A 16914-nucleotide genomic window follows, 5' to 3' on the forward strand; every position below is an offset into this window, starting at 1 on the left:
TGATCTTCAGCAGGCGACCACCTCCAGCGTCGAACCCGCCCGTGCCTTGCGGACCCGGAGCCGGGTCGGGATCCGCTGGCGCAGCTCCTCGACGTGCGAAACCAGGCCGACCACCCGGCCGCCCGCGCGGAGCTCGTCGAGGATGTTCATCACGATGTCGAGGGTTTCGGAGTCGAGTGTCCCGAACCCCTCGTCGACGAACAACGTGTCGAGCAGTGCTCCCCCGGTCTCGGCGGCCACGACGTCGGCGAGACCGAGGGCGAGCGCCAGCGAGGCGAGGAACGATTCGCCGCCGGACAACGTCTTCGCCGGACGGACCGAGCCCGAGTAGTCGTCGAGCACGTCGAGCCCGAGCCCGCCACGTGTGCCGCGCGCACCGGCCGCGTCGGAATGCACGAAGGAGTACCGGCCCTGGCTCATCGTCCGCAGCCGGGCGGTGGCGGCGATCGCGACCTCCTCCAGCTTGGCGGCGAGGATGTAGGACCGCAGTGACATCTTCCGGCTGTTCTGCCCGCGGCCGTTGACCACCTCGGCCAGTGCCTTCAGCTCGGCGTACTCCTCTTCGACCGGCGCCAGCTCGGCCAGCGCGGCCTTCATCCGGCCCGCCAGGCGCGTCAGCTCGCCGTGCTGCTCGATCACCGCCCGCAGCGTCGCGAACGCCGACTCGGCCGTGACGCGGGTCCGCCGCGCCGCCTCGGCCGCCGCCGCGACGTCGATGACATCATCCGGGGAAACGCCGGACAGCTCGGGCTGGGCGAGTACCTCCCGTGCCCAGGCCGCGGACGCCTCCGCGTCGGCGAGGCCCTGTTCCAGCTTCTTGATCTGTTCCTCGGTGCGGTGCGCGGTGCGTGCCGCGTCCAGCGTCGCGAACACCTTGGCCTGCAACGCGACCTCGACCATCATGCGTTGTTCGGCCAGCCGCTTGCTCGCGCCCTCGACCGCCGCCTCGGCCTCCGCCACGGCGTCGAGCGCGCCGGCGAGCGCGAGGAGATGCCGCCGCCGCGCGGTGACGTCGGGGAAGTCGCCACGCCCGGCGACCAGCCGCCGATCACGTTCGGCGATCCGCTCGTCGAGCGCGCCGACCTCGGCCATCGCGGTGGCCCGAGCCTGTTCGGCCAGCCGCAGCCGTTCGGACTGTCGCTCGGCCTCCCGTTCGAGCGTGGTGATCCGTTCGGTGAGCCGGGCCTTGCGGCTCGCCCGCTCGGTAAGGTCGGTGACCTGTTCCCGTGCCTGCGCTAGTTCGGCGGCCACCGACTCGGCGGTCCGCTCACCCAGCCGGTTCCGCAGTTCTTCCAGCCGCGCCTTGGCTTCGTGCAGCGCGGACAGCACCCGCTGGCGGAAGGCCTCCGCCTGCTGCTCGGCCTCTTCGGCGGCACGTTCCTCCGCCGGGTCGACCAGCGCGACCTCGTGGTTCGCGGGTGCCGGGTGGTCCGCGGAACCGCACACCGGACACGCCGCGCCCTCGGCCAGCCCCGCCGCCAGTTCGGCCGCCATCCCCTCCAGCCGCCGCTCGCGCAGGTCGAGGCGATGCTGCCGGGCCGTCTGATGCGCGTCGACGACCTCCCGCAGTTTGGCCTCGCCCCGCCCGACCTTCTGCTCGGCCGCGGGCAGTTCCGCGACATCCCGCGCTACCGCCGTGAGGTCCTCGACTCTCGCCTTCGCACTGTCCACAGTGGCCACCGCGGTGGCCGCGGCCTGCTCGGCCTCGCGCAGCTCGGCCAGCTTCGCCGGGATCTCGGCCTGCCCGCGGGTCAGTTCCTCGACCTCGGCGGCCGCCCGATCCGCGACCTGCTGCCGCTCCAGGCGGCGGGCGACGTCGGCGCGTTGCTGCTCGGCCTCGGCGACCAACTCGGCGAGCGCGCCTGCTTCCTCGCGCACCGTGCCCGCCTTGGCGCGCAGCCCGGCGTGGTCCAGCCCGGCGGCGTCGAAACCCAGCTTCGCGAGTTCCCCGCGACGAGCCTCCGCCTTCTCCTCGGCGTCATCGAGCTCGGCCGTGCGCCGGTCCAGCGCCTCGGCCTCGGGCATCACCCCGGCGGCCCGCCGCGCCGCCGCGATCTCTTCCGCCCATTCCGCGCGCTGGCCCGCCTGCTCCTCGATCTCGGCCAGCCGGGTGTGGGCCCGCCGGACCTGGCGAACCCGGTCCGCGTCGGCCTCACGTTCCTTGAGCGCAGCCTCCGCCTCTTCCGCGGCCTTCCGTGCCACCTCGTGCTCGGCCTTGTGCGACTCGACCCGCTCGGTGACCTCGCGCAGCACGTCGTCGACCCACGCGGCGTGCCCCTCCTCCGGCGGATCCTGCTGTGCCGCCTGCGCGTACCGGGCCACCAGCTCGCGCACCGACTGCTGGCGCTCCTGCAGCGTCCGGCCCCGTTCGGCACGCAGATCCGCGAACCAGCGCTCGACGTCGGAGAACCGTTCGGTACCGAACAAGCGCTCCAGCAGCTTTTCGCGCTCGGTGGTGTCCGAACGCAAAAACCGCGCGAACTCGCCCTGTGGCAGCAAAACGACCTGGAAGAACTGGTGCGCCGTCATGCCGAGAAGCCGCTCGACGGTCCGCGCGACCTCCTCGATCCGGATCAGGCCTTCCGGTGGCAATCCGTGCGGTGGGCCGCCGATCCAGGTCAGCGACACCTTCGCCTGCTGCGTCGTCGTGCCCTCGCCCCGGCGCTTCGGCCGCTGGTACTCCGGGCTGCGCACGATCCGCAGCCGCTGACCCTGCACGGTCAGTTCGAGCACGACCTCGGTCAGCTGGTCCGGCTGGGCGAGATCGCACCGCAGCCGTTTGACCTCGCCACGCGCACCGGGCACCACACCGAACAACGCGAAGGCGATCGCGTCGAGCAGCGTGGTCTTGCCCGCGCCGGTTTCCCCGTGCAGCAGGAACAGGCCGTCGGCACCGAGGACGTCGAAGTCGACCTCCTCGCGCCCCGAGTACGGACCGAACGCGGCGACCTCCAGGCGATGCAGTCTCATTTCGCGATCGCCCCACGATCGGCCGCTTCCAGCGCGGCGAACACCAGCCGCTCCTCCCGCTCGCTCGGGCCCGTGCCCCGGCAGTCCTCCAGGAAGCTGCGGGTGATCTCGATGTCGGACCGGCCACGCACGTTTTCCGCGTACTTCAGCGCTTTGCCCGCATGGCCGCCTTCGGGTTCCCAGTCCATGTGCACCGCGTACGGGAACCGCTCGCGCAGTTTGCGCATGGCGTCGACCGGACGCACCCTGTCGGTCACCGTCACCGACAGGAAGTGCTCGGTCCATTCGTCGTACTCCGGGGCCGAAAGCAGCTCCTCCAGCTCGCCTTTCAGCGTGCCCAGCGGCCGGGGTACCGGCAGCTCGTGCCTGCGGACCTCGGCGAGGCCGTGCTCGTCGAGATCGACCAGCCAGACCGATTTACGTTGCCGCGCCTCGGAAAACGAGTACGCCAGCGGGCTGCCCGAGTAACGCAGGTGCTCGGCCAGCGTCTGCGGGCCGTGCAGATGGCCGAGCGCGACGTAGTCGACACCGTCGAAGACCGACCCCGGCACCTGCTCGACCCCGCCGACCGCGATCGGCCGCTCCGATTCGCTCGGCGCGCCACCGGTGACGAACGCGTGCGCGAGCACCACCGACCGCGTCCCGGCGCGCTCGGCGAGGTCGGCGCGGACCCGCCGCATCGCCTCGGTGAGTACGCCGGTGTGGCCGCGCGCTTCCGGTACTCCGAGCGCGTGCCGGGAGGGTTCCGGCTCCAGGTATGGGATGCCGTAGCAGGCCACCGGGCCGTGTTCGTCGGCCATCAGCACCGGCTCGGCGATTCCGGCGACCGTGGCGCGCAGATGCAGCCCGCCCGCCGCGGCGAATTCGGCGAACGCGCCGAGCCGCGGCGCCGAATCATGGTTCCCCGGCGTGATCACCAGCTGCGCGCCCGCCGCGCGGATCCGGCCGATCGCCGTGGTGGCGACCCGGACCGCCTCCGCGGACGGCACAGCGCGGTCGTAGATGTCCCCCGCGACCAGCACAGCATCGACCGCCTCGTCGACCACGAGGTCGGCGAGGTGCCCGAGCACGGCTTGTTGCTCGGAGAGCAGATCGGCCCCGTGGAAGGTGCGGCCGATGTGCCAGTCGGAGGTGTGGAGGAGTCTCACGCGGCCCAAGGTAGGACCTGAGCCCGACAAGAAGGGGGAGGCACGCCGCCTGCTCCACTCGAACGTGTGAGCTACTTCGTCCAGGTCCCCTGGTGGGCGGCCGAATGTCCGAACGGCTTCCTTCGAGCGGCCTTGCCGGGCGTGGCGAACGCCGGGAACCCCGCCGGGACGGACACACTGGCAAGGCGCCGGATTCCGGTCATCGCTACGCAGTGCGACCAGCCGGTTCCGCGTTTTGTCGGTGCCGTCCGCCATGATGGCCCCCTCGCGTTCGGCGGGTGCCGGACCGGAAGACCCGGAAAGAATGAGGAGGAGGATCGGTGAGCACGGTGATCACCACCGCGGCCGTGGTGCTCGCACTGCTGCTGCTCGTCGCGATCGCCGTGCTGTGGCGGCTGTACAACGACGGCATGCGGCGGGCGGACGCTGCGGCGAAGCTGGTCGCGGCCGAGCGTGCCCGCACCGATCAGCAGCAGCTCGCGCTGCGGCGCTACGAGGTCGCGTTCGCCTCGATCAGCGGGCGGGGCGAGCTGGGCGAACAGGTACTGGTGGAAACCGCGCGCGCTCTCGGGCTGCGCGAGGAGCTGCACTTCACCCTGCAGACCGACCTCGCGGGCGGTGGCGCCGCGAAACCGGACATGGTGCTGAGGGTCGGCGGCGGTCGCACGGTGCCGGTGGACGCCAAGGCGAGCATGGCGTGCTGGGCTGAGGCGGTGGAGACCGACGATCCCGAGGAGCGGCTGGACGCGCTGCGCGTGCACGTCCGGCAACTGCGGTCGCGGGCCGCCGAACTGGCCGGGAAGGGCTACCAGCGCTGGGCGGACGCGATCTACGGCACGATCATGTTCGTCCCGTCGGACGCGGCCGTGGTCGCGGCGCTCGACACCGACCCCGAGCTGCTGCGCTGGCTCATCGACCGCCGGGTGTTCCTCTGCGGGCCGACCGGGTTCGGCGTGCTGGCCTCGGCCGCGCTGTTCGCCGGGAGCGACCGGGCACTGGTGGAGGACGTCGAACAGGTCCGGGCGGGGGCCGCGGCGGCGCATCGAGCGGCGGGTAACGCGGTCGAGGCTCTTAACCTTTCGGGCACACATCTGCAGCGCTTCATCTCCGCCCGGCGCCGGGAACTGGAGGCGCTGGAGAACTTCCGCGCCACGGTCGCGCCGCTCACCGACGCGGCGGGCAGTCCCGCGGAAGTCCCGCAGGTCAGAAAGGGGGACGAACTGGCCGCGAGCTGACACCGGGCACCAGACCAGTAGGCCTTCCGGTACGCACACGGCGTCACGCCGCCGGGTGGTGAGTCCGCCATGTGCGCGGATGGGTAGCAAGATCTTTACAACTACCGGATACGGTGTTGCCTTGTGACCGCGATACGCGATCGCCAGAGCGATCCAGATGCCGACGACGTACCAGTGCCATGGGACGAGCGTCCGCTCGTGGGGGCGAGGCGCGGCCTCCCCTGGTGGGGGGCGGTGCTGGTCTGCCTCGGCTTGGCGGTCGTGAGCGCCTTCGTCGCCAAGAAGGCCACCGGTGACCTGGGCATCCTGTTCCAGATCTGCTACGTCGTGGGAGCCGTGGCCGCGGTCGTCGCGGTGCAGCGTCGGGCGTTGTTCGGCCCGATGGTGCAGCCGCCGCTGGTGCTGGCCATAACGGTGCCCGCCATCGTGCTGCTCACCTCCAGCTCGGAGAACGGCGGCGGCGACATGTTCTCGCGGATCTTCAACATCGGCCAGCCGCTGATCAACAGCTTCCCAGTGATGGCGATCGCCACCGTGCTGACCCTGGCCCTCGGCTTCTTCCGGATCTATCGCGAACGTGACCCGAACGCGCCGGTCGCCGTCAAGGGCAAGGCAAAGCCGGAACGTCGCCGCGAAGACGACGAGCGCCCGCCCTCGCGCGCAGCGGCCGCCGCCGGTCGCCCGCGCCCACCGGGTTCGAGAACCGGGCAGACACCGCTGCCGCCGGACGCGCGCCGGGGCGCCGGACGCGACGGCGAACCGCCTCGACGTCCCCGTCCGCCCGCCGAAGGCGGTGGCCGCGCGGCGCGTGGCGGCCGGGAACCGCTTGATCGCGAGCCGGGCACGCGCGCCGCACGCACTCCGCCGCCGGGCGGTGCCCGGCAGCCGCGCGCTCCGCGGCCCATGGACGGCGAACCTCCGCGTCGCCGCGAGCCGCGAGGCGGCGAACCGCCTCGTCGCCGCATCCCGCGCGAGGATCCTCGCGGTGGGGACGCCCCGCCCCCACGTCGCACCCAGGGCCGTCCGCAGCCCCGGCGTCCGCGGCCTTGGGACGACGAACGCTGAGTCCTCGGAGATTCCCGAGCCTGGAAAACGCATTCAGCCGCAAGGCCTCGTCCGAGGCCTTGCGGCTGAACTGTTTCTTGAGCTTGTTACAGGGCCTTGCGCAACTCGGGCGGGAGCGCGAACGCGATCTTCTCGTTCGCCGTGGTGACCTCGTCGACGTCGGCCCAGCCGCGTTCGGCGAGCCACGCCAGCAGGTCCATCACCAGGTTGTCCGGCACCGAGGCGCCGCTGGTGACGCCGACGGTCGTGACGCCTTCGAGCCAGCTCTCGTCGACCTCGCGGGCGAAGTCGATCAGGTGCGCGTCGCGGGCACCGGCCTTGAGCGCGACCTCGACCAGCCGCTTGGAGTTCGACGAGTTCGTCGAACCGACGACCAGCACGAGGTCGCATTCGGCCGCCATCGCCTTGACCGCGACCTGGCGGTTCGTGGTGGCGTAACAGATGTCGTCGCTCGGCGGGTCGGCCAGGCCGGGGAAGCGCCCGCGAAGCTGGTCGACGCGTTCCATCGTCTCGTCGACGCTCAACGTCGTCTGGGACAGCCACACGACCTTGGACGGGTCGCGAACCTCGACCTTGTCGACGTCCTCGGCGGTGTCGACGAGTTGCACCTTCTCCGGGGCTTCGCCCGCGGTGCCCTCGACCTCTTCGTGCCCTTCGTGGCCGATCAGGAGGATGTCGTAGTCGTCCTTCGCGAACCGGTTGACCTCCTTGTGCACCTTGGTCACCAAGGGGCACGTGGCATCGATGGTGCGCAGGTTCCGGTCCGCCGCCTCGGCGTGCACCGCGGGCGAAACGCCGTGCGCGGAGAACACCACGAGCGCGCCCTCGGGCACTTCGGTGGTTTCGTCGACGAAGATCGCGCCGCGCTCGCGCAGCGTCTCCACGACGTGCTTGTTGTGCACGATCTCCTTGCGCACGTACACCGGCGCGCCGTACACCTCGAGTGCCTTCTCGACGGCGATGACCGCGCGGTCGACGCCGGCGCAATAACCACGTGGCTTGGCGAGCAGCACTCGCTTGCCGGTCGCGCCGGAGTCACTGATCGTCGGGGTGTCCGCCTGCTCGATTCCGGGACTCGCAGAACTCATGCCCCCCAGGGTACGGGCAGCCCCGTACCGCATTCGAAGTCCCGTTCGAGTGAGCTGCGTCCCTCGTCCGTGGTGTGCCCGCAGTCACGTCGGGGTAAGAGACCCACCCGTTCGGTTGGGCAGGATGGCGTAGATGCGGCAGGCTAGACGCATGAAGCCTCTCCCGCTCCCCCTCCGGGTCGCCGCGGGCCTCGCCGTCACCACCGCCGAGCGGGTTCGCGAACTCCCGAAGCAGCTCACCGGGCTCCCGGTCACCGTGGTCAGCCAGGTGCTCCAGTTCTCCATGCGCGTCCAGCAGCACGTCACCGAGCTGGCCATCAAGGGTGACGACGCGCTGGCCGGACTCCGCCCCGTCGAGGACACGCCCAGCTGGGCGACCTTCGACGAGGACCTCGAACCGGACCTCCCGCCCGCCCGGCCGACGCTCACCCCGGTCGCGGACGTCCCGGAGCCACGCGCGGAGGTCAACGGTCACCCTGTGTCACCGGCCGACCTCGAAGCGGAACTCGGCGATCCGTGGGCCGAAGAAGAGCGCGCGCTCGCCGCGGAGCACCTCGACGGCGAGTTCGACAGCACTGGCGAATCGACCGGCTCCGGTCCGGCCGGGCTGGCAAACTACGACCAGCTGACGCTGCCCCAGCTGCGTGCCCGGCTGCGCAAGCTGTCCGTCTCGCAGCTCGAGGAACTGCTCGCCTACGAGCGGGCCAACGCCGACCGGCCCTCGTTCGTCGGAATGCTCGCGCGCCGCATCGGCAACGCGCGCAAGGCCGAGGACGACGGCAACGGCGGCGAGGAAGGGAACGGCACGGAGGGCCGGTGAGCACGGAATCCTCCGCCGCACCGGCGGCTCCCTCGACAAGTGCGGAGCACCCCTGGCCGGTCCGCACGGTCGCCCGCAAGATCGGCGACTGGATCCACCGCCTCGGCGCGGTGTGGGTCGAAGGCCAGGTGACCCAGATTTCGGCGCGCCCCGGCACGTCGACGGCGTTCCTCACACTGCGCGACCCGTCCGCGGACGTCTCGATGTCGGTGACCTGCCCGATCGGCTTGTTGCGCTCGATCGACCCGCCACTGCGCGAAGGCGCGAGCGTGGTGCTGCACGCGAAGCCGTCGTTCTTCCTCGGCCGCGGCACGTTGAGCTTGCGGGCCAACGAAATCCGCGCGGTGGGCATCGGCGAACTGCTCGCCCGTATCGAGCGGCTGCGTAAGCTGCTGGCCGCCGAAGGGCTGTTCTCCTCCGCGCGCAAACGCAGGATTCCCTTTCTGCCGCAAGGCGTCGGCCTCATCACGGGCCGGGCGTCCGCGGCCGAGCGCGACGTGCTCGTCAACGCGCAGGCGCGCTGGCCGCACGTGCTGTTCAAGGTCGTCAACACCGCGGTGCAGGGGCCGCAGGCGGTCCCGCAGATCATCCGCGCACTCTCCACTTTGGACAGGGACCCGGCGATCGACGTCATCGTGATCGCGCGGGGCGGCGGCAGCGTCGAGGATCTCCTCCCGTTCTCCGACGAGGCACTGTGCCGCGCGGTGTCGGCCGCCGGCACGCCGGTCGTCAGCGCGATCGGGCACGAACCGGACACCCCGCTGCTCGACCACGTCGCGGACCTGCGCTGCTCGACGCCCACCGACGCGAGCAAGCGGATCGTCCCGGACGTGCGCGAGGAGACCGAACGGGTGCGGCAGATGCGCGATCGCGGGCGCCGCGCGCTGCACGGCTGGGTCGACACCCAGACGAGGCTGCTGAACCAGCTGCGTAGCCGTCCGTCGCTGGCCGATCCACTGGGCCCGATCGAGCGTCGCGCCGACGACGTCGACGTCCATCGCGAACGCGCGCGCCGCGCGGTGCTCGGCCTGCTCGCGAAGGATCAGGCGGAACTGGCGAGCGCCAGGGCCCGGCTCACCGCGCTCGGCCCCGCCGCGACGCTGGCGCGTGGCTACGCCGTCGTGCAGTTCACCGACGACGAAGGCAACCTCCAGGTACTGCGCTCCGTCTCCGACATCGAGGGCGGTGCCCGGCTTCGCATTCGCGTCGGCGACGGAGCGGTGGGCGCCGTCACCGACAACGCGTCGCCCACGGATGGAGAACGGTCGTGAACCACCGGTCACCGGCGTTTCTCCCGCTGACCGTGGACGCCGCGGCCCGGCTCGACGCAGCGCCGCTGCTGCGCCAGGCGATCAGGACCGATCAGGCGGCCAGCGCGTGCTGGACGGCGCTGCTGGCGGGATGCGGCGCGGCCGCGCGGCGCGAGCTGGGACCGCAGTTGCGCAGGCTGTCCGAGGCGACGTCGATGCAGGTCGGCACCCGATGGTGGTTCGCGGAGGGTGCCGGGCACCGGCGGCGGGTCGCGGGCGCGCAGGAGCAGATCGAAGAGGCCATCGCGGACGGTGACGGCCAGGAGTTCGCGCTCGCCTTCGTGGGGTACGACCACGCGATGGCCAGCGCGGTAGTGTGCGCTCACACCGCCGCCGACGCGGAGGCGGCAGGCACCGGAAAACACCGCAAGGTGGGAGATCTTCGAGCGTGAGCGAACCTGGCAGCGAGACCGCCGAACTCGGCTACGAACAGGCCCGCGACCGGCTGGTCGAGGTCGTGCGCGAGCTCGAGGCGGGCGGCCTGTCCCTGGAGCAGTCGCTTGCCCTGTGGGAAAAGGGCGAGGAACTGGCGAAGCTCTGCGAACGGCATCTCGAGGGCGCGCGGGAGCGTATCGAGGCCGCGCTGGCCTCGGTCGAGGACACCGGCGACGACTCCCAGTGACGTTCACCATGCCGCTGGGCGACCGCAGCGGGTTCGCGATCTGAGAGACTGGGCACCCGCCCTGCTCAGAACCCGGGAGGCCCGCATGTCCACCGTCAGCGAGTCCGCCAGCGCCCCGCGCCGTCGCGAAGCGCCCGACCGCAACCTCGCGATGGAGCTGGTCCGAGTAACCGAAGCCGCCGCGATGGCGGCCGGGCGCTGGGTGGGCAAGGGCGACAAGATCGGCGGCGACGGCGCCGCTGTCGATGCCATGCGCCAGCTCGTCTCGACCGTCTCGATGCGCGGCGTCGTCGTCATCGGCGAGGGTGAGAAGGACGAAGCGCCGATGCTCTACAACGGCGAAGAGGTCGGCAACGGCGACGGTCCCGACTGTGACGTCGCGGTCGACCCGATCGACGGCACGACGCTGATGGCCAAGGGCATGCCGAACGCGCTCGCGGTGCTCGCGGTCGCCGAGCGCGGCGCGATGTTCGACCCGTCCGCGGTGTTCTACATGGAGAAGCTGGCCGTCGGCCCCGAGGCCGCGGGCACGATCGACCTGTCCGCGCCGATCGCGGAGAACATCCGCCGGGTCGCGAAGGCGAAGAACAGCAGCAAGGGCGACGTGACCGTGTGCATCCTGGACCGGCCGCGGCACGAGCAGATCATCAAGGAGGTCCGCGAGGCGGGCGCCCGGATCCGGTTCATCTCCGACGGTGACGTCGCGGGCGCGATCGCCGCGGCCCGGCCGACCACCGGTGTCGACATGTTGATCGGGATCGGCGGTACCCCCGAGGGCATCATCGCGGCGGCCGCGATGAAGTGCCTCGGCGGCGAACTGCAGGGGCGGCTGTGGCCGAAGGACGACGCCGAGCGGGAGAAGGCGGTCGGCGCCGGCCACGACCTCGACCGGGTACTCACCACCGACGACCTGGTGCGCGGCGACAACGTGTTCTTCTGCGCGACCGGCGTCACCGACGGCGACCTGCTGCGCGGGGTGCACTACCGGGCGGGCGGCGCGACGACGCAGTCGATCGTCATGCGGTCCAAGTCCGGAACGGTCAGAATGATCGATGGCTACCACCGGCTGAACAAGCTGCGGGCGTACGCCTCGGTCGACTTCGACGGTCACCTCGGCGACTCGCCCGACGCCGACGTCGTACCCCCGCTGCCGTAAGGAGTCCCGGTGACCGAGCTCGAGGCACGTACCCCCGCCGCGAGCGCGAAGCCACCGCGCCCGCTGGTGCTGCTATTGGCGCTCGTGGGCGCGTTGGCACTGGTCACCGGCACCGCCGCGGCGGACAACGACATCGTCGGCGGCAAGGACGCCGATCAGCCGTACCCGTTCACGGTGTCGCTGCACACCTCGGGCGGGAAGCTGTTCTGCGCGGGCGCGCTGATCGCGCCGACCTGGTTCGTCACCGCCGCACATTGCGTGGACGGCAAGAAGCCCGAGGTGGTGACCGCGCGGATCGGCAGCAACGACAGCGGTCAGGGCGGCGAGACGGCGCAGCCCGCCGAGTTCGTGGTCAACCCGGCGTTCAACCCAGACAAGCCGGATGTCCCCGGCGGCGACATCGCGCTGGTGCGGCTTTCCGCCCCGGTCAAGACCGCGCCGATCGCGCTCGGCACGGTCACCGCACCAGGCACGGTGACGCGGCTGCTCGGCTGGGGCCAGACCTGCCCGACGCTGGACTGCGGGAAGCCGCCAGCCACCCTCCAGCAGCTGGACACACACGTCGTCGACGCGAAGGGCTGCGTCGCGCCGTTCGACGCCAAGACGGAACTGTGCACCGAGAACCCCGGCGGCAAGGCCGGTTCGTGCTACGGCGATTCCGGCGGCCCGGAGATCGCGAAGGACGGCGACCGATGGCTGCTGCTCGGCCTGACCAGCCGCCCAGGCAACGGCGACGCGACCTGCGCGACGGGACCGTCGATCTACACCTCAGCGGTCGCGTACACGTCGTGGATCGCCGAGAAGACCGCGCCGAAACCGCCACCCGCTCCCCCGAAACCCACCCCCTGACCTGCGGAAGAAGAGCAAGGGACCTTTGCTAACGCTCGTCAGCTTGCCAACGATTAGCACGCTAACGGACGCTAGCAAAGGTCCCTTGCTCCACTCCGGACCTAGTCGGCGTTGCTGGAGTGACCGGGGAACAGATGCGCGTCCGGGTCGAGCGCGACGGCGATGTTGTTGACCGCAGTCGCGGCCTCGCCGAACCCGGTGGCGATGAGTTTCACCTTCCCCGGGTACGCCGCCACGTCGCCCGCCGCGTAGACACGCTCGCGAGCGGTGGCCATGGTTGTGTCGACGCTGATCGCGCGGTGGTCGATCTCCAGCCCCCAGCTTTCGATCGGGCCGAGGTCCGCGGTGAAGCCGAGCGCGGCGACGACCGTGTCGGCGGACAGCCGCTCGTCGTCGGCGCCCTTGATCTGGACGTCGACCGCCGTCAGCGCGCCGTCCGGCGTCTCCACGAACCGCGCGACCTCCGCGTCGGTGATGATCCGCACGCCCAGTTCCCGCGCCTGCCGCACGATCGACTCGGCGGCGCGGAACTTCGCGCGCCGGTGCACGAGGGTCACGCTGGCCGCGATCGGGTGCAGCGCGAGCACCCAGTCGAACGCCGAATCACCGCCGCCGACGACCACGACGTGCTGCCCCGCGTGCGCTTGCAGCGCCGGGACGAAGTGCACCATGCCGCGGCCGAGCCAACCGTCCCCGGCGGGGAGCGGGCGCGGGGTGAACTCGCCGATGCCCGCGGTGATCAGGACCGCCCCGGCACGCAGGGTGTCGCCACCGTCGAGGGTCAGGATCAGGCCGCCGCCGTCGGCGTTCTCGAGCTTCTCCGCCTTGCGGCCGAGGAGATAGTCCGGTTTCCACGGGGCGGCTTGGTCGACCAGTCCTTGGACGAGGTCGCGTCCGCGCACGGCGGCGAACCCGCCGACGTCGTAGATCATCTTTTCGGGGTACATGGCGGTGACCTGTCCCCCCGGCTCCGGCAGCGAATCGACCACGGCCATGGAAAGGCCGCGGAATCCGGCGTAATACGCGGCGAACAGGCCGGTCGGGCCCGCGCCGATGATCACGAGGTCGTATGAGGGTTCCCCAGAAGGCAGTGTCATGGGCTCGCTCCAGCCAGTGGTGGATGGCAGTGATCGAGAACACGTCCGACCCTACTCCCGACCGGGTGCCCAAGGACACGAGGCGGGGCCGCCGCCGCTGCGCGAAACTGGGACCATGGCTGAACAGGAATACCGGATCGAACACGACACCATGGGAGAGGTCCGCGTCCCGGCCGACGCCCTCTACCGCGCGCAGACGCAGCGCGCCGTCGAGAACTTCCCGATCTCCGGCCGTGGCCTGGAACGCGCCCAGATCCGCGCGCTCGGCCTGCTGAAAGCGGCTGCGGCGCGGGTCAACGCCAAGCTCGGCGTGCTCGACGCCGACCTCGCCGAAGCGATCGCGAAAGCCGCCGACGAGGTCGCGGGGGGCGCCCACGACGCGCACTTCCCGATCGACGTGTTCCAGACCGGTTCCGGCACCTCGTCGAACATGAACGCCAACGAGGTCATCGCGACACTGGCCAGCCGCGCGCTCGGCCGCGACGTGCACCCGAACGATCACGTCAACGCGTCGCAGTCGTCCAACGACACGTTCCCGACCACGATCCACGTCGCCGCGACCGAGGCCGTGCTGACCGACGTCATCCCGTCGCTGGAACACCTCGCCACCGCGATCGAGGCGCGCGCCACGGAATGGGCGGACGTCGTCAAATCCGGCCGCACGCATCTGATGGACGCGGTACCGATCACGCTCGGCCAGGAGGCGGGAGCGTGGGCCTCGCAGGTGCGGTTCGGCATCGAGCGGCTGCGCTCCGGCCTGCCACGGCTGGGTGAACTGCCGATCGGCGGAACCGCCGTGGGCTCCGGGCTCAACGCACCCGACGGCTTCGGCGCGGCCGTCTCGGCCCAGCTCGCCGAGGAGACGGGCCTGCCTCTCACCGAGGCCCGCGACCACTTCGAGGCACAGGCGACCCAGGACAGCGTCGTCGAAACCTCCGGGCACCTGCGGACCGTGGCGGTGTCGTTGAACAAGATCGCGAACGACCTGCGGTGGCTGGGCTCCGGTCCGCGCACCGGCCTCGCCGAATTGGCGCTGCCGGATCTGCAGCCGGGGTCGTCGATCATGCCGGGCAAGGTGAACCCGGTGATCCCCGAGGCGACGCTGCAGGTCGTCGCGCAGGTGATCGGGAACGACGCGGCGGTGGCGTTCGCGGGCGCGGCGGGGAACTTCCAGCTCAACGTGAACCTGCCGGTGATCGCCCGCAACGTGCTGGAGTCCGCACGGCTGCTCACGGCGGTGTCCCGGCTGCTGGCGGACAAGGTCTTCGCCGGGGTCACCGCGAACGTCGACCGCGCACGGCAGTACGCCGAGGGCTCGCCCTCGATCGTGACGCCGCTGAACAAGTACATCGGCTACGAAGAGGCCGCCGCGGTCGCGAAGCAGGCTTTGAAGGAGCTGAAGACGATCCGCGAGGTCGTGCTGGAACGCGGCTATGTCGCGGACGGCAAGCTCACGGAGGCCCAGCTCGACGAGGCACTCGACGTCCTTCGCATGGCACGCGGCGGCAAGTAGCCGAGGCCCGAAAAGCGAAGCAAGGGACCTTTGCTATCGCCGAGCGGTAGCAAAGGTCCCTTGCTACTCCCGCTCGTCCGCGAGGGCGCGAAGCCCAGCGTGAACCGGTTTCGCGAGCAAGCCCGCCAAGCCATCCGACGGCACCGGCTCTTGCAACAGGTGAAGCCAGGCGAAAACCGATCCGAGCAACATCACGTGTACGGCCACGAGGTCGGGTTGCCGCGCGAGTTCGCCACGGGCGACGGCTCTGTCGAGCATCTCGACGAGGTACGCCCGCTCTCGCGCCAGAAACACCTCGCCGAACCGCGCCGCCAGTCCGGGGTCGGCCTGGACATCGGCCAGCAGGCCCGGCAGGGCGCTGCGCACCTGCGGTCCGTCCAAAGAGGACTGGATGGCTGCCAGCACTTCTCCCACGTCTCCCCGCAACGTCCCGGTATCCGCCGGGGAAGCCAGCGCGTCGCCGTGGATGGCGGCCGCGAAAACCAGTTCCGCCTTGGATTTCCAGCGCCGGTAGAGCGCGGCCTTCCCGACCCCGGCCCGCGCGGCGATCGCGTCTACCGTGCACCGCTGATACCCAACTTCCCCGAGCAGGTCGTTCACCGCCGACCGCACGGCGTCGTCGATTCCCCGCACCCGCGGCCGCCCACGTCGGTTGTCCGTCATAGGTCACAGTTTACGAGACCGACAGTTCCGTATATCGTCGGGCCATGACCTGGACCAGAACCTCGACCCGCACCCTTCCCGCGGACCCAGCCGCGCTCTGGGATGTCCTCGCCGACATCGCGAGCTGGCCCCGCTGGGATCCCGACCTCGCACGTGTAGTGCTCCACGGACCGCTCACGGCGGGCTCGACGGGTTTCTTCCATCCCACCGGCCGGATCCGCGGCCGTGGCCACTCACTGCTCGCGGACGACTTCACTGTCACGGCTTGCACCCCGGGCAGCGAAATCGCGGTACGCCAGCCCATCCCCCTCGGGCACATGGACCTCGCGTTCACCCTCGCCGCCGACGGTGGCGGGAACACCGAGTTCACCCAGTACATCACCCTCCACGGACCGCTGCGGACCGTCATGGTGTGGATCATCGCCGGTGACATCGTCCGGAACTTCGACCGGAAGTGCTCGGCGTTGCTCGGCCTTGCCACGGCGCAGGCCGGCCACCACACCCAATGACACCAGTACGACACCGGCGAGCTGGCCGAACCGGAAGTCCTGCGCTCCCAGCGCCAGCGACACGATCAGCCCGGAAACCGGCATGAGGCCGATCAGCACGCCCGCGCGGTCGGCTCCGAGCGCCGCCACGGCCGAGTACCACAACACGAACGCGACCGCGGTGACCAGAACTGCGAGCACCAGCATCGCGGCGAGCTGACGCCCGTCCGGCCACCGCCAGGCACCGGCCGGATCCGCCACCGTGCCGAGCGCCGCGCCACCGACCGCCGCAGCACAGCAACTCCACGTCGACGTCGCCAGCGGCCCGAGCCGCGCGACAAGCCCGACGGCCAGCAACGTGAACAAGGCCTCGCACAACATCGCCGCCGCGGCGAGCAGGAGTCCCGGCCCTTGCGCCGCTCCCCCACCCGACAGCACCGCGATACCGAGGCCGGCCAGCACCGCACCGGCGATCGGCGCCACGGACGGACGTCGCCGGGCCAGCAGAGGCGCGACAATCGCCAGCACCAGCGGGCTCCCACCGAGAAACGCCGCGACCAGACCCGGTTCGGCATAGCGCTGCGCCAGCAACAGACACGCCTGGAAACCGACCATTCCCGTCGCGGCCAGCGCGACCAACGTCGGAACGTCCCGAAGCCGCGGCAGCGGCAACGGCTTGCGCATGAGCCGTGCCCAGCTCAGGAGCAACAGACCGGCGAGCGCGTAACGCAGCGCTTGGCCGGTGAGCACCGGATAGCCGTCGAGCATGCCCGTCACCGGCACCGAACCGCCGACGATCACCGCGGTCGACACCCCGTACGCCACTCCCGCACGTGCGCCCTTGGGTCGGAGTACTGCCATGCCGACAGCCTCGCCGCCTCAGTGGTCCA

15 protein-coding genes and 1 pseudogene are annotated in these 16914 nt (G+C 71.0%); 10 read left to right on the forward strand and 6 right to left on the reverse strand.

The annotated features are described in order from the left end of the window. Positions 1-6 precede the first annotated feature (6 nt). On the reverse strand, positions 7-2970 hold the full coding sequence (locus ACFW0G_RS35520) for an AAA family ATPase (protein ID WP_378329865.1): 2964 nt from the start codon (positions 2968-2970) through the stop codon (positions 7-9). Then, the gene (locus tag ACFW0G_RS35525) at positions 2967-4118 is read right to left on the reverse strand and encodes an exonuclease SbcCD subunit D (RefSeq protein ID WP_378329866.1); all 1152 of its coding nucleotides are present in this window, start codon (positions 4116-4118) and stop codon (positions 2967-2969) included. Before ACFW0G_RS35525 ends, ACFW0G_RS35520 begins: the two co-directional genes overlap by 4 nt. Before the next feature lie 320 nt (positions 4119-4438). On the opposite strand from ACFW0G_RS35525, the gene rmuC reads away from it, so the two are divergent. Beyond that, the gene (gene rmuC, locus ACFW0G_RS35530; RefSeq protein WP_378329867.1) at positions 4439-5353 is read left to right on the forward strand and encodes a DNA recombination protein RmuC; all 915 of its coding nucleotides are present in this window, start codon (positions 4439-4441) and stop codon (positions 5351-5353) included. A 198-nt stretch (positions 5354-5551) separates the two neighbouring features. Further along, entirely contained in the window at positions 5552-6418 is an 867-nt protein-coding gene (locus tag ACFW0G_RS35535) for a DUF6542 domain-containing protein (RefSeq protein WP_378329868.1), read from the forward strand. 86 nt (positions 6419-6504) lie between these two features. Here the strand turns inward: ACFW0G_RS35535 and ACFW0G_RS35540 are convergent, their stop codons facing one another. After that, entirely contained in the window at positions 6505-7506 is a 1002-nt protein-coding gene (locus ACFW0G_RS35540) for a 4-hydroxy-3-methylbut-2-enyl diphosphate reductase (RefSeq protein WP_378329869.1), read from the reverse strand. A gap of 151 nt (positions 7507-7657) precedes the next feature. On the opposite strand from ACFW0G_RS35540, the gene ACFW0G_RS35545 reads away from it, so the two are divergent. The 6 genes from ACFW0G_RS35545 to ACFW0G_RS35570 all read left to right on the forward strand — a co-directional run bounded on the left by ACFW0G_RS35545 (position 7658) and on the right by ACFW0G_RS35570 (position 12263). Continuing rightward, positions 7658-8326: a lipid droplet-associated protein gene (locus ACFW0G_RS35545; protein ID WP_378329870.1), complete on the forward strand. Its 669-nt coding sequence runs from the start codon at positions 7658-7660 to the stop codon at positions 8324-8326. Further along, positions 8323-9597 (forward strand): exodeoxyribonuclease VII large subunit, encoded by a 1275-nt coding sequence (gene xseA, locus ACFW0G_RS35550; RefSeq protein WP_378329871.1) that lies wholly within the window; start codon positions 8323-8325, stop codon positions 9595-9597. Before ACFW0G_RS35545 ends, xseA begins: the two co-directional genes overlap by 4 nt. Beyond that, a complete protein-coding gene (locus ACFW0G_RS35555; protein ID WP_378329872.1) occupies positions 9594-10028 on the forward strand; it encodes a hypothetical protein in 435 nt (144 codons plus the stop codon). Before xseA ends, ACFW0G_RS35555 begins: the two co-directional genes overlap by 4 nt. Then, a complete protein-coding gene (locus ACFW0G_RS35560) occupies positions 10025-10258 on the forward strand; it encodes an exodeoxyribonuclease VII small subunit (RefSeq protein ID WP_378329873.1) in 234 nt (77 codons plus the stop codon). The genes ACFW0G_RS35555 and ACFW0G_RS35560 overlap by 4 nt, the downstream gene beginning before the upstream one ends. Positions 10259-10343: 85 nt before the next feature. Next, the gene (gene glpX, locus ACFW0G_RS35565; protein WP_378329874.1) at positions 10344-11414 is read left to right on the forward strand and encodes a class II fructose-bisphosphatase; all 1071 of its coding nucleotides are present in this window, start codon (positions 10344-10346) and stop codon (positions 11412-11414) included. 69 nt (positions 11415-11483) lie between these two features. After that, a complete protein-coding gene (locus tag ACFW0G_RS35570; RefSeq protein ID WP_378329910.1) occupies positions 11484-12263 on the forward strand; it encodes a S1 family peptidase in 780 nt (259 codons plus the stop codon). Positions 12264-12364: 101 nt separating this feature from the next. Here ACFW0G_RS35570 and ACFW0G_RS35575 read toward each other — a convergent pair whose 3' ends face one another. Further along, the gene (locus tag ACFW0G_RS35575) at positions 12365-13360 is read right to left on the reverse strand and encodes an NAD(P)/FAD-dependent oxidoreductase (RefSeq protein ID WP_378329875.1); all 996 of its coding nucleotides are present in this window, start codon (positions 13358-13360) and stop codon (positions 12365-12367) included. A 115-nt stretch (positions 13361-13475) separates the two neighbouring features. On the opposite strand from ACFW0G_RS35575, the gene ACFW0G_RS35580 reads away from it, so the two are divergent. Then, positions 13476-14873 (forward strand): class II fumarate hydratase, encoded by a 1398-nt coding sequence (locus tag ACFW0G_RS35580; protein WP_378329876.1) that lies wholly within the window; start codon positions 13476-13478, stop codon positions 14871-14873. A gap of 63 nt (positions 14874-14936) precedes the next feature. Here the strand turns inward: ACFW0G_RS35580 and ACFW0G_RS35585 are convergent, their stop codons facing one another. Beyond that, on the reverse strand, positions 14937-15536 hold the full coding sequence (locus ACFW0G_RS35585; RefSeq protein WP_378329877.1) for a TetR/AcrR family transcriptional regulator: 600 nt from the start codon (positions 15534-15536) through the stop codon (positions 14937-14939). Positions 15537-15580: 44 nt separating this feature from the next. On the opposite strand from ACFW0G_RS35585, the gene ACFW0G_RS35590 reads away from it, so the two are divergent. Further along, positions 15581-16045: an SRPBCC family protein gene (locus tag ACFW0G_RS35590; RefSeq protein ID WP_378329878.1), complete on the forward strand. Its 465-nt coding sequence runs from the start codon at positions 15581-15583 to the stop codon at positions 16043-16045. On the opposite strand, the pseudogene ACFW0G_RS35595 reads toward ACFW0G_RS35590, so the two are convergent. Then, a pseudogene (locus tag ACFW0G_RS35595) lies at positions 16043-16885 on the reverse strand (DMT family transporter); the annotation flags it as partial. The gene ACFW0G_RS35590 and the pseudogene ACFW0G_RS35595 overlap by 3 nt on opposite strands. Positions 16886-16914 lie beyond the last annotated feature (29 nt).

This window comes from Amycolatopsis sp. NPDC058986, assembly GCF_042741125.1.
GTDB lineage: Bacteria > Actinomycetota > Actinomycetes > Mycobacteriales > Pseudonocardiaceae > Amycolatopsis.